Origin of the sequence: Pantoea sp. RG18 (assembly GCF_025910075.1) — a bacterium.
Classification (GTDB): domain Bacteria; phylum Pseudomonadota; class Gammaproteobacteria; order Enterobacterales; family Enterobacteriaceae; genus Pantoea; species Pantoea agglomerans.
This window is the reverse complement of sequence record NZ_JAPCIL010000012.1, coordinates 114,756-127,453: the sequence shown is the minus strand read 5'-3', so window position 1 is coordinate 127,453 and position 12,698 is coordinate 114,756. Positions and strand designations below refer to the sequence as shown.

Below are 12,698 nucleotides of genomic sequence, written 5' to 3'. Positions count from 1 at the left end.
CATGACCGCCCCAGGGAAAATAATTGCTATAAATTACGCGATTGCAGGCTTACCTGACAGCAGATCCAGCACTTCCTGCACGCTGGTGGTGTTCGCCAGCTTCTCAATCACGCTGTCATCATCCAGCGCATTGGTCAGACTGGTGATCACCTGGATGTGCTCGTTGTTACGGGCAGCAATACCAATCACCAGGCGCGCCACATCGTCCGGCTCTTCACCGAACAGGACGCCTGCCGGATACTGACAGAACACCACGCCGGTTTTCAGCACGCGATCTTTCGCTTCGACGGTACCGTGCGGCACGGCAATCGACTCACCGAGATAGGTCGGTGTCAGTTTTTCACGCGCCAGCATCGCCTCAACGTATTCAGGCTCAACGTAACCGCCTTTCACCAGCTGTTCGCCAGCAAAGCGAATCGCCTGCTCTTTGTTACTGGCGGTCAGGCCGAGGAAGACGTTATCCGCTCCCAGTTTAAACAGGTGTGCGTTGCCTTCATCGTAGCTGTCAGAGAGCGCGGTATTCACCGTTTGACGATGCACGTCGCTGCGGTTAGCCGCCACCAGACGTTCGGTCAGGGTGCTGTAGAGCGCGCTGTCGAGGAAGTTGTTCAGCGAGATATGCTGCGCATGCGGAGCCTGGCGGATGGCGCGTTCAGTCAGATCACGATGGGTAATCACCAGATCGACATCACCCGGCAGGGCGTTGATCGCGGTATTGGTCACCGATACATTGCTCAGCCCGGCGTCCTGCACTTTCTTACGCAGTACGCCTGCACCCATCGCGCTGGAACCCATACCGGCATCACAGGCGACGATGATTTTACGCACGTGATGCAGTTCAACGCTCATGGCATCGCTGGCGACTGGGGCACCCGCGCCGCTCTGGCCTTTAGACTGCGCTTTCATCTCATGCATGCGCTGGGTCGCGGCTTCGATATCGTCATCTTCTTTGACTTTGCTGGTTTTCAGCAGGATAGCGGACACCACGAAGGAGACGGCGAAGGCGGCAGCGATAGCGGCGATGTTCGCGAAGTAAGCACCTTTTGGCGTCATTGCCAGCACCGCCAGGATTGAACCCGGTGAGGCAGGAGAGACCAGGCCACCGTTCAGCACCGTCAGCGTGAAGACGCCGGTCATACCGCCAAGGATAACCGCCAGCAGCAGGCGAGGAGCCATCAGCACATACGGGAAGTAGATCTCATGGATGCCGCCAAGGAAGTGGATGATTGCCGCACCGCCCGCAGACTGTTTAGCACTGCCACGACCAAAGAACATATAGGCCATCAGCACGCCCATACCCGGACCCGGGTTGGCTTCGATCAGGAAGAAAATGGATTTGCCGGCTTCACTAGCCTGCTGGATACCAAGCGGCGAGAAGATACCGTGGTTAATGGCGTTGTTCAGGAACAGGATTTTCGCGGGTTCGACGAAGATCGAGGTCAGTGGCAGCAGGTTGTTCTGCACCATCAGATTCACGCCCGCGGCGAGAATGTGTGACAGACCTTCTACCAGCGGACCGATCGCCAGGAACGCCAGCAGTGCCAGTATCATCCCGATAATACCGGCCGAGAAGTTGTTGACCAGCATCTCGAAGCCGCTTTTGATTTTGCCGTCAATCGCCCGGTCAAACGACTTGATTGCCCAGCCGCCCAGCGGACCGGCAATCATCGCACCGAGGAACATCGGCATATCAGCACCGACAATCACACCCATGGTGGTAATGGCACCGACCACGCCGCCGCGATCGCCGCCCACCAGGCGCCCACCGGTGAAACCGATCAGCAGTGGCAGCAGGTAGGTGATCATCGGGCCAACCAGTTTGGCCAGCGTTTCGTTAGGGATCCAGCCAGTTGGAATAAACAGTGCGGTGATGATACCCCAGGCGATAAACGCCCCGATGTTTGGCATCACCATATTACTCAGAAAGCGACCAAAGCTTTGTACTTTGACCTTCACTGATGAGGACATAAACCCACCCCTTATTGAGACGCGCTGCAATAGGAGAGCGCGCTTGTTTTTGTTTAGCCACCCCGACCCAAAGCCGGTGGTATTACTGTATGCACGCGGACTCTATCACGCGAATTTGACGCTGCGTAGCGTGCGGGGTAAGTGTGATCTACATCACTGATTAAGGGTGGTGGCAGGGGTGATTAGCGTGATTTTGATCACACTTTAAGGCGTAGCTCAGGCTCAGTTGGCTGATTTTTAGACGGGGTGGCCGGTTATCTGTGAGGTGAATCACACTTGTTTGACGTTGATTTGTTATATATCTGTGACCTAGATCACAAACTATTTTTGGTCGAAAATGCGCCAGATCACACTTCATTCAGCGGGTGATTGGGTGGGAGGAGAAAAGAGAGTGGGACGGGCAGACGATTAGCGCCTGCCCGTAAAGCGGGTTTACTGCAGACCACCCTGGACGGCAGCCTGTGCCTGAGGAAGCGCCTGCGAATTGGCGGATAAAGTGCTCATCAGCGCGTTATATTGCGAAGCCTGATCCTGAGTCGGGAACTGCACGCCGCCATCATTGAAGCTGACACGGGTTCCCTGCGTTTGCAGGAAATCGCCGGTCTGCACTGCACCCTGACTCAGCGCCTGGAGTTTTGGCAGCAGAGGAATCAGCTGATTGGCAGGCACCGTCACCACTTTGTTATAGGCGGTGTCGTAGACTTTTTTCAGGTCATCCGGCTGCTTCAGGGTCGCCTTGCTGCTGTCCGCCTGCATTTTGGCGCTTTCAATCTGCTGGGTGACGATCACCAGTGCGCTGGTCGCCTGACGCAGGGAATCACGACGGCTGAGATAATCCTGCGGAACGCGAATGGCAGAAAGCTCATCCACCACCGGACGCATACCCTGTTCAACCGCTTTGTTCGCCTGCTGCGAGAAGCCATACATAATGGCGTAATCGCTGGCGAAGTTGCCAAAGCTCTGCTTCTGGTTTTCGCTGAGGCTGGGCAGATGCTCGCCGCTGCGCATCACAGTGTTCTGGAGAAAATCGATAAATGCTTTGCGCTGCTCGCCTTCTTTATCACCGCATGCGGTGAGTTGCAGCACGATCAGCGCGCCAGCGAGCATAATGCCGCCACGTGCCATAAGGCGTGTAAGTCCTGAAGCCATAGGGTCAACTCCTGTCGGTGATACTGTCAGATGTCCAGGTAGGAATGGCCTAAAGAATAGAACAAACCCGAGCCACGGCACAACGTGAAACCACCTGTGAAACAGATGCTTTCTGAAACGCCGGTTACAGAATGGGACCGCCTGCGCCTCAGGGCGTGCTGCATTCCCTGCCATCGCAGGCTTCAGCGCGCAGAGATGAAGGAGGGGTTGAGCAGCCTGACACTCACTGCCGCGACCTTAAAACACCACCGCCTGACCATCTTTGCGACTCTCACTGGCCGCAATGTAAAAGCCCTGCGGATCGCGCACTATCGCCTGCGCGCCACCAAAATTGTAATTACTCAGGGGATCTTCCAGTACCACGTTGTGACCCATGCGGCGCAGTGTGCTCAGGGTATTGCGATCGAGGGTTGATTCAAATACCACCTCGCGTCCCTGCACCACGCGCCAGCGCGGCGCATCAATCGCGGCCTGCGGATTCTGCTGGTGCAGCATAATGCGCAGCGCCAGCTGGAGGTGCCCCTGCGCCTGCATCGGGCCGCCCATCACGCCAAACGCCATCAGCGGCTGGCCCTGCTGATCCCGCGCAAAGGCCGGAATGATGGTATGAAATGGCCGCTTACCGCCCGCCACGACGTTGGGATGGTCTGGATCGAGTGAAAAGCCCGCGCCCCGGTTCTGCAGGCTGATGCCGGTATCGGGTACCACCACGCCGGAGCCAAATCCCATGTAGTTAGACTGAATGAATGAGACCATCATGCCGCTGGCATCACCGGCGGCGACATACACTGTGCCGCTTTGCTGAGGTGATCCAAAGCGGAAATCTCCCGCCTTGTCAGGATCAATTAACGCTGCCCGCTGGCGGATATAGTCGTTGCTGAGCAGGTGTTCCGCCGGAAATTCGAGGTGATCTTCATCGGTGACATAACGGTCCAGATCAACCAGCGCCAGTTTCATCGCCTCAATGGAGAGATGCAGCCACTGCGGCGAATCCGGTGCATAGCGGTTGATTTCCCACTCTTCCAGAATGCCAAGTGCAATTAAGGTCGCAATGCCCTGACCATTCGGCGGCAGCTCCTGCACCGATCCTCCGGCAAACGGACGCGACAGCAGGGTAACCCAGTCGGCACGATGGTTTTTCAAATCCTCCAGCGTCAGGGCCGCGCCATGCTCACGGGCGAAGGCTGTCATCTTTTGCGCCAGTGCGCCGCGGTAAAAGCTTTCGCCCTGAGTCTCAGCGATTTCCTGCAAGGTGCGGGCCTGAGCCGGATTGCGGAACAGCTCGCCAGCACGAGGCGGACGACCCTGCGGCGCAAAGCAGTCGCTAAAGCCAGGTTGATCCCGCAGCTTGTCATAGCCGCGCTGCCACAGCTGACCAATCAGCGGTGAAACCGGAAAGCCGTGGCGCGCATAGTCAATTGCCGGTTGTGCCAGGGTGGTCAGCGGTAAGGTGCCAAAGCGCTGTGCCAGTGTGACCCATGCCGAGACGGCCCCTGGCACGGTGACGGATTCCCAGCCGGTTTCAGGCATCGCACTAAAATCGGCAAAGCGTTCGGGATGCCACGTGGCTGGCGATCGGCCTGAGGCGTTTAACCCATGCAGCTCGCTGCCATCCCAGACAATGGCAAACGCATCGCTGCCGATGCCGTTTCCGGTTGGCTCCAGCACGGTTAAGGCGATGGCGGTGGCGATAGCCGCATCCACGGCGTTTCCACCCTGTTGCAGCATCCGTAAACCCGCCTGCGCCGCCAGCGGTTGAGAGGTTGCGACGGCATTACGACCCATCATCGGTACACGATGAGAAGGGTATCCGACGTTAAAATCTGTTTCTCGCATCGCTTTTCCTTACAGAGGTCAGGTATGGGTTTTGCCCTTCGTCAGTGCGTTATCACGGGGCTGCACTTTTACCGCGCATCAGGTCGATAGTTGTTGGGTAACTGCACCGGCATGAGGCGTCAGCCGTTTCGTTAAGATGACTGTTGATTAATCTGGCGACAGAGCGCCGTTAAGAATAAAAGATTTACCCGCTCTGCACTGTGAGCCGCCACGCGCCAGGCCTCAGGCCCTAACCAGGACTATTCTTAATTTAATAAGAACAGTGAATATATGTGTTCAGGAAGTAAACCATTGGCGTATATTTTGCACTCACTACCTGAAGAGGTGTATTGCCTCACAGAAATGAGAATATGCCAGCAAAAAGCTTGATGGCATCCACATAAATAGCAAACACCATTTGATTTTTCTGCCCACGTCGAAGGCACAAAACTCAACTGCCTCAGCAGGTTAGAGGTGCTGGAACTTTTCCGGCAAACCATAGTTGAAAAAATAATTATAAATTGCGCGGCAAATAGTCAGGTCTCTATCCATACTTAGTCTCCCGGCATTTGTTGCATTGACCTGACATCTTTAAAGCAGTGCACCGCAGGCTGTGTCCCGTAATGGTTTCTCTCATAACAAAAATAAACCCTTGCGGGATCCAGCCTGAAACAGGCCCGGTTTCAGAGTCCTGACTTCAGGCTCGTACCTCTCTACTTTCACGTGCTTCATAGCGAGTTTTTAAGGAGTTCTCTATGGAATTAAAAGACCCGATGTTTGAATTGCTCAGCAGCCTTGAGCAGATTGTTTTGACACGTGATGATCGCGCCGCCGAGTTACTTATTCAGCGTCAGCAACCCGCCCAGCCAGAGCCGCAGCGTCTGCGTGAAATGACCGGCATGCAGGTTGATGAGTTTGCAAAAGTAATGGGCGTGAGCGTTTCTTCCGTGAAAAGCTGGGAAGCCCGGCGTACCCGTCCTTCCGCGACGGCGCAGAAATTGATGAAGTTATTACATGCCAATCCCTATCTGGGACGGCAGTTGCTTGAATAAACTGATATCACGAAAAGAACCCGCCGCTGGCGGGTTTTTTATTAGCGTAATTCGCTGTATTTAGCCGCCTGTCTGGCAAACCAGCTCTCCGGCACGCTATAGGGCGGCTCCCGCAACTGTGCGAGTCCGCTTTCGATAATCATTGAAGCCTGCTGCCATAACTGCGCATCTCCCTGTTTCAGCAACTCAATCTGTATCTGCTTTTCAACCAGGTAGACCCGCGCAAAGTCGGGATCGAAACGCACAATCGCGCGTGTGTTATCGATGATGTCAGCCAGTTTGATGGTTTGTGCCTCAGGACTGGCGCTGGCTGTATGGCGGAAGTGCGCCAGTTTACGGGCCGTCCGATTTTTTGCCCCAGCGGGTGCGCTGTTGGTCAGCATCTCTACCAGGCTTGCCACGCGCGTACCAAAGTGCGTTTCGATATCGCTCTGTGTGGTTGCGGTATCTTCCACGGTATCGTGCAGCCAGGCCGCCGCTAACAACGCGTCGTCATGGCTGACGCTGCGCACCAGTTCCACCACCGCTGCCGGATGAACAATATAAGGCTCATCGGTATATTTGCGGCGCTGTCCGGCACTGGCATGTGCCTCGGTGGCGAAGCGACGCGCCTGTTCTTCCAGTGAATCCTGCATGCCTTTCCCCCTGACAAAAAGTTTGCTTGCAATTATCTAGCGCGCTATCTATATTATTAACCATGAACTGTGATCAAGATGACAAAAAAGTGAAAACGATGCCACTGTTGGTCGATCAGCACCTCTGCTTTGCGCTTTATTCTGCCAACCTGGCGATGAATAAAGTCTATCGTCAGTTGCTGAGCCAGCTCGACATCACCTATCCTCAATATCTGGTCATGCTGGTGTTGTGGCAGAAAGATGATGTCACGGTGTCAGAGATTGGCGAGCAGCTTTTTTTAGACTCGGCAACATTAACGCCACTTCTGAAGCGACTGGAAAGTGCAGGCCTGATTAACCGGCAGCGAACCCGTCAGGATGAACGCCAGGTTGCGGTGACGCTGACCGAAGCCGGGCAGGCGTTACGGGCCAGGGCTGAAGCCATTCCTGAAGCGGTCAAGTGTGCCACAGCCTGTGATGATGACGCTCTGCTGGCGCTGAAATTACAGCTGGATGGGTTGCGAGATAACCTGAATAAGTCACGATAAATATTGCTGACGGGTGCGCGGCACCCGTTAAACCTCACCGCCTGATTACGGCTGTATAAGTAGTGGGCGATTAAATAGCGTAACGGAGAAATGTCATGTCTTTAGAACAAGTGGTTTACCGCGCCAAAGCCAAAGCAACCGGTGGTCGTGATGGTCGTGCAACCTCTTCTGACGGTGTACTGGACGTGAAACTGGGCGTGCCAAAAGAGATGGGCGGTGCAGGCGGCGAAGTGACTAACCCTGAGCAGCTGTTTGCTGCGGGCTATTCTGCCTGCTTCCTGGGCGCGATGAAGTTTGTGGCGGGCCGTGACAAGATCACCATGCCAAAAGACGCCTGGATCGAAGGTGAAGTGGGTATCGGCCCTATCCCTGATGGTTTTGGTATTGAAGCGACCCTGAACATTCACCTGCCAGAGATGGATGAAGCAGAAGCGCAGAAGCTGGTTGATGCGGCACACATCGTTTGTCCTTACTCAAACGCCACCCGCAACAACATCGATGTCACGCTGAACATTATTCGCTAAGCGTGCTGCGGGCCTGAAACTATCAGGCCCGCACTTTTTTCCCTCTCTCATTTTCGCTCTCCTGCTGCTGTCTGCGACAGCCCACCTGGCCGTTCCTGTCCGCTGTGTACAAAAAATGTGCTAATCAGGTCGACAACGATTATTTTCTGGTCTATCAAACGCGACCATGTTTTACTGAGCCACCTCGCGTTATAGCCTGTAAATCCGTTCAGAATTTTCCTTCATCTTGTCCGGTCCGCTTATTCAGCGAACTCTGCCGCGTTTCGGCAGTCACATAAAAGATTTGGTCAAGCGCTTCACACCGGAGAAACACCTTTTTTCATGAATTACATTAAAACCCTGACTCAGCAGAAGTTATCGCTCTTGCTGGCGCTCTATCTCGGTATCTTATTGAATTTGCCGATTTTCTATCGTCGTTTTGACGGTTTTCTCAGGCACTCTACGGTTACGAACTGGCTGACTGCCGTCACCGAGGTAGTGGCCATTGTGGTGCTGACTTTCTTCCTGATGCGTCTGCTGTCGCTGGGAGGAAAGTGGTTTTATCGCGTGCTGGCCACGCTGATTGTGCTGATTTCGGTTGCCGCCGCCTATTACATGGCGTTTTTTAACGTGGTGATTGGCTACGGCATTGTGGCTTCGGTGATGACGACTGACACCGATCTCTCCAGAGAGGTGATTGGTTACCATTTCATCCTGTGGATGGTGCTGGTCAGTGCGCTGCCACTGCTGATGATCTGGCGCAATAAGCTGAGCATGACGCTGAATGAACAGCTGCGTACGCCGGGACAGCGCCTGAAACCCACCCTGATCATGCTGCTCTGCGTGGCACTGGTCTGGCTGCCGATTCGTTTTTTCGACAAGCTGCAGAAGCATAACGAAGAGATCACTAACATCGATCTGCCGAGTTACGGCGGTGTGGTGGCGCACTCTTATCTTCCTTCGAACTGGCTGGCGGCTGTGGGCCTGTTTGCCTGGACCCGCGTGGATGAGTCGCTGAACAGTCAGGAACTGCTGGATCCGGCGAAGAAGTTTACCTACGTCGCGCCTGCCGGGCTTGATGATACCTATGTGGTGTTTGTGATTGGCGAAACCACGCGCTGGGATCACATGGGGATGCTGGGCTATGAGCGTGACACAACGCCGAAGCTGTCGAAAGAGAAGAACCTGGTGGCATTCCGGGGCGAGTCCTGTGATACCGCGACTAAGCTGTCACTGCGCTGCATGTTCGTGCGCGAAGGCGGCACTATGGATAATCCGGGCCGCACGCTGAAAGAGCAGAATGTGTTTGCGGTGATGAAAGAGCTGGGCTTCACCTCTGAGCTGTTTGCGATGCAGAGCGAAGTCTGGTTCTATGACAACATCAATGCTAACAATTTTGCCTTCCGTGAGCAGATTGGTTCAGAGAAGCGTAATCAGGGCAAAGCGGTGGATGACATGCTGCTGGTGCCGGAGATGAAAGCGTCACTGGATCGTTTCCCGAAAGGTAAGCATCTGATTGTGTTGCACACCAAAGGTTCGCACTACCTCTATTCACAGCGTTATCCGCGCAGCTTCGCGAAATATCAGCCGGAGTGTATGGGCGTGGATGAGACCTGCAGCAAAGCGCAGTTGATCAACGCTTATGACAACTCGGTGCTGTATGTCGATAGCATGCTGGATAGCGTGCTGGATCAGCTGCGTGATAAGAAGGCGATCGTCTTCTATGCCGCCGACCATGGTGAGTCGATTAGCGAGAATATGCACCTGCACGGCACGCCGCGTGAGATGGCTCCGCCTGAGCAGTTCCGTGTGCCGATGATGGTCTGGGCGTCAGATAAGTATCTGGAAGACAGTCAGAACCGCAGCAACTTTGAGCGTCTGCAGGCGCAGCAGCGTGTGGGCCGGACCCATCGCCACGTTGAGCTGTTCGATACCATCCTGGGTTGTCTGGGTTACACCTCGCCAGATGGCGGTATTAACCCGGCCAACAACTGGTGTCAGGCACCGGGTAATGGTCAGGCTAAACCGCTGTAATAGTGGTCGAAAAGGGTAAAGCAGGCGGCTGATTCCCGGTAACCGCGTGCTTTCCAGGCGATTGGCGGCAAAAGCATAAAAAGCGGTTGACGCTGATCGGGGGTAGCAGTAACATGCGCCCCCATCGGCGAGTAGCGCAGCTTGGTAGCGCAACTGGTTTGGGACCAGTGGGTCGGAGGTTCGAATCCTCTCTCGCCGACCATATTTAAGAAACCTGTCTGAAAAGACAGGTTTTTTTTCGTCTTTAGAAAAACAACGGCAGGGGCGGTTTTTCCTGAGCAGTCTCGATCTGACCGCTAAGCATTCACATTCTTACCGCTGAGTGGGCTTCAGGGAGCATACGCCTTTCGCAAAGACGCAAAAACGCCATCCCTGGCCCGCGATGCTTTGCTACAGGCGTATGCTCCCTTCGCTTCACGTCTGGCAGACGCATCAGGTACTTACAGAAGCATCTCAGACAACTGACAGATCCAAATCAGAGTGACTCTGACAGCAATGAACAATCTCAAGGCGGAGGGAACACGGGCAGAGGAGGAAAGCGTCCCACGCCAGGGACGGCGTGGGCCGAGCGTCCAGGGATGGTTTAAGCGCCTTTCCGATCTGACCGTGTTCCCGAAGCTGTCTCGATCTGACAGCCATTCATGCCACATCCTCTTCACTGAACCTTCCCCCGCTTTCAGCCTCTGGCTGTCACCTTCAAGAAAGTTCCAGTAAACCCCATCCACCGCGCATTCTGTTTACCAGCCGTTGTTATCATCACTTACCCGCTGGCAGGCCTTGCCATATAAGAGATGCGATCATAATTCGCGACACATTCTTCTTATGACCGAAAGCGGCAATATGCTGATTTCTTATGCTTCTTTACCAGCATATTCCGCTGGATGAACGTCATAACGCACGGTGAATCGTTCAGTTATTCAACATTTGCCGGTAAAAGTTTTAAGTTTTTTAGCGGTGAGAATCACTAGCGATATAACAGCCATCCAGCACAATGCACGGAAATCAGACCAGCAGCGCTGTGCATTGTATGGCTTTTAGGCCGAAAGGGTTTTTATTACCGTTGCATGCTATCCCTCACACTCTGTGTAAATAAGTAACCGTTGTATTGACGTTCTTTGCAACTGTTGACAAATTGATGCGTCAATAAACGCACAGTTACGGAATTTTCTGAATGCACCATCTGCATAAGAAAAAACAAAAAAAACGTAGCGTGCTTTAACCACCTGTTCGGTGGTACGCCTGAACCGCATAAAAAAATCAGAGGTCGGGCAATACACACAACATCACATCACAATGGAGCAAAAGCATGATCAACTCCCTGGCTAAATCCGGGATGCTGAAGGTCGGTCTGAGCCTGATTGCTATGACTGTCGCCGCCGGTGTTCAGGCAAAAACCCTGGTCTACTGTTCTGAAGGTTCTCCGGAAGGCTTTAACCCGCAGTTGTTCACCTCGGGCACCACCTACGATGCCAGCTCACGTCAGATCTACAACCGACTGGTTGAGTTCACTATCGGCACCACCGAACTGCACGCTGCGCTGGCAGAGAAGTGGGATGTCAGTGAAGACGGTAAAACTTACACCTTCCACCTGCGCAAAGGCGTGAAGTGGCAGACCACCAAAGATTTCAAACCGACGCGCGACTTTAATGCGGATGATGTGGTGTTCACCTTTGAGCGCCAGCTGGATAAAAACAACGCCTATCACGGCGTCTCCGGCGGCAGCTACGAATATTTCGAAGGCATGGACATGCCGAAGCTGATCAGCAAAATTGAAAAAGTGGACGAGAACACCGTGCGCTTTGTGCTGACGCGTCCTGAATCGCCGTTCCTTGCTGACCTCGGCATGGACTTCGCCTCGATTCTGTCGAAAGAGTACGCTGACAACATGCTGAAAGCGGGCACCCCGCAAAACGTCGACCTGAATCCGGTCGGTACCGGTCCGTTCCAGCTGCTGCAGTACCAGAAAGATTCGCGCATCCTTTACAAAGCTAACCCGGATTACTGGGGCACCAAGCCGAAAATCGATCGCTTAGTCTTCTCCATTACCCCGGATGCTTCAGTGCGTTACGCCAAGCTGCAGAAGGGCGAATGTCAGGTCATGCCCTATCCAAACCCGGCTGACATCGCGCGTATGAAGCAGGACAAAAACATCAACCTGTATGAGCAGGCTGGCCTGAACGTCGGCTATCTGTCGTACAACGTTGAGAAAAAACCGCTGGATAACCTGAAAGTGCGTCAGGCACTGACCATGGCGGTCAACAAAAAGGCGATTATCGAAGCCGTTTATCAGGGTGCAGGTCAGCCTGCTAAAAACCTGATCCCACCAACGATGTGGGGCTATAACGACGACGTAAAAGACTACGCCTACGATCCTGAGAAAGCCAAAGCGCTGCTGAAAGAAGCGGGCATGGCAGACGGCTTCTCAATCGACCTGTGGGCGATGCCGGTTCAGCGTCCGTACAACCCGAATGCACGTCGCATGGCTGAGATGATCCAGAGCGACTGGGCGAAGATTGGCGTCAAAGCCAAAATCGTCACCTACGAGTGGGGCGAATATCTGAAGCGCGCCAAAGCGGGCGAGCACCAGACCGTCATGATGGGCTGGACCGGCGACAATGGGGATCCGGATAACTTCCTGGCCACCCTGTTCAGCTGTTCAGCGGCAAAAGATGGCTCTAACTACTCGCGCTGGTGTGATAAATCCTTTGAGGATCAGATTCAGCCAGCTCGCGCCACCGCCGATCAGGCGAAGCGCATCGAGTACTACAAGCAGGCACAGGTTGTGATGCATGACCAGGTACCGGCGCTGATGATCGCGCACTCAACGGTATACGAACCGGTCAGCAAGAAAGTCTCCGGGTACAAAGTCGATCCGCTGGGCGGACACTACTTTGCTCAGGTAGACATTAAAGAATAATTGTCGCCTTTTCCGGGGCGGCTGCGCGTCGCCCCGGCTTTATCTCCCTGTTTTACTGGAAACGGTAGAGGCGCAGCCTGTCTGCGTCGCGGTCGGGC

At 54.3% G+C, this 12,698-nt stretch carries 9 protein-coding genes and 1 tRNA gene; 6 read left to right on the top strand and 4 right to left on the bottom strand.

All coding sequences use genetic code 11. The features are described from left to right. Positions 1-33: 33 nt before the first annotated feature. The 3 genes from OK409_RS13855 to OK409_RS13845 form a co-directional block, all read right to left on the bottom strand. On the bottom strand, positions 34-1,968 hold the full coding sequence (locus OK409_RS13855; protein ID WP_010257448.1) for a PTS mannitol transporter subunit IICBA: 1,935 nt from the start codon (positions 1,966-1,968) through the stop codon (positions 34-36). A 432-nt stretch (positions 1,969-2,400) separates the two neighbouring features. Beyond that, positions 2,401-3,117, bottom strand: a complete 717-nt coding sequence (locus OK409_RS13850; RefSeq protein WP_010671639.1) for a DUF3053 domain-containing protein — start codon at positions 3,115-3,117, stop codon at positions 2,401-2,403. Between the two features lie 237 nt (positions 3,118-3,354). Next, positions 3,355-4,953, bottom strand: a complete 1,599-nt coding sequence (locus OK409_RS13845; RefSeq protein ID WP_264367157.1) for a gamma-glutamyltransferase family protein — start codon at positions 4,951-4,953, stop codon at positions 3,355-3,357. 734 nt (positions 4,954-5,687) lie between these two features. Here OK409_RS13845 and OK409_RS13840 point away from each other — a divergent pair. After that, a complete protein-coding gene (locus OK409_RS13840; protein WP_010257438.1) occupies positions 5,688-5,984 on the top strand; it encodes an HTH-type transcriptional regulator in 297 nt (98 codons plus the stop codon). Positions 5,985-6,025: 41 nt separating this feature from the next. On the opposite strand, the gene OK409_RS13835 is transcribed toward OK409_RS13840, so the two are convergent. After that, positions 6,026-6,619, bottom strand: coding sequence for an HD domain-containing protein (locus OK409_RS13835; RefSeq protein ID WP_010257434.1), 594 nt, complete (start codon positions 6,617-6,619; stop codon positions 6,026-6,028). 62 nt (positions 6,620-6,681) lie between these two features. Between OK409_RS13835 and OK409_RS13830 the strand changes: the two genes are divergently transcribed. The 5 genes from OK409_RS13830 to dppA all read left to right on the top strand — a co-directional run bounded on the left by OK409_RS13830 (position 6,682) and on the right by dppA (position 12,600). Next, positions 6,682-7,146, top strand: coding sequence for a MarR family winged helix-turn-helix transcriptional regulator (locus OK409_RS13830; protein ID WP_010671641.1), 465 nt, complete (start codon positions 6,682-6,684; stop codon positions 7,144-7,146). Between the two features lie 95 nt (positions 7,147-7,241). After that, positions 7,242-7,670, top strand: a complete 429-nt coding sequence (locus tag OK409_RS13825) for an organic hydroperoxide resistance protein (protein WP_010257431.1) — start codon at positions 7,242-7,244, stop codon at positions 7,668-7,670. Between the two features lie 321 nt (positions 7,671-7,991). Then, positions 7,992-9,683 (top strand): kdo(2)-lipid A phosphoethanolamine 7''-transferase, encoded by a 1,692-nt coding sequence (eptB, locus tag OK409_RS13820; protein WP_052270946.1) that lies wholly within the window; start codon positions 7,992-7,994, stop codon positions 9,681-9,683. Between the two features lie 125 nt (positions 9,684-9,808). Continuing rightward, a tRNA-Pro gene (locus OK409_RS13815) sits at positions 9,809-9,885 on the top strand. Positions 9,886-10,989: 1,104 nt separating this feature from the next. Continuing rightward, on the top strand, positions 10,990-12,600 hold the full coding sequence (gene dppA / locus OK409_RS13810) for a dipeptide ABC transporter periplasmic-binding protein DppA (protein WP_010671642.1): 1,611 nt from the start codon (positions 10,990-10,992) through the stop codon (positions 12,598-12,600). Positions 12,601-12,698: the final 98 nt, after the last annotated feature.

Excerpts from the sequence above, each read along its gene's own strand:
- OK409_RS13830 (WP_010671641.1), top strand. The coding sequence starts at position 6,682 with ATGAACTGTGATCAAGATGACAAAAAAGTGAAAACGATGCCACTGTTG.
- OK409_RS13850 (WP_010671639.1), bottom strand. The coding sequence starts at position 3,117 with ATGGCTTCAGGACTTACACGCCTTATGGCACGTGGCGGCATTATGCTC.
- eptB (WP_052270946.1), top strand. The coding sequence starts at position 7,992 with ATGAATTACATTAAAACCCTGACTCAGCAGAAGTTATCGCTCTTGCTG.
- OK409_RS13835 (WP_010257434.1), bottom strand. The coding sequence starts at position 6,619 with ATGCAGGATTCACTGGAAGAACAGGCGCGTCGCTTCGCCACCGAGGCA.
- OK409_RS13840 (WP_010257438.1), top strand. The coding sequence starts at position 5,688 with ATGGAATTAAAAGACCCGATGTTTGAATTGCTCAGCAGCCTTGAGCAG.
- OK409_RS13845 (WP_264367157.1), bottom strand. The coding sequence starts at position 4,953 with ATGCGAGAAACAGATTTTAACGTCGGATACCCTTCTCATCGTGTACCG.
- OK409_RS13825 (WP_010257431.1), top strand. The coding sequence starts at position 7,242 with ATGTCTTTAGAACAAGTGGTTTACCGCGCCAAAGCCAAAGCAACCGGT.
- dppA (WP_010671642.1), top strand. The coding sequence starts at position 10,990 with ATGATCAACTCCCTGGCTAAATCCGGGATGCTGAAGGTCGGTCTGAGC.
- OK409_RS13855 (WP_010257448.1), bottom strand. The coding sequence starts at position 1,968 with ATGTCCTCATCAGTGAAGGTCAAAGTACAAAGCTTTGGTCGCTTTCTG.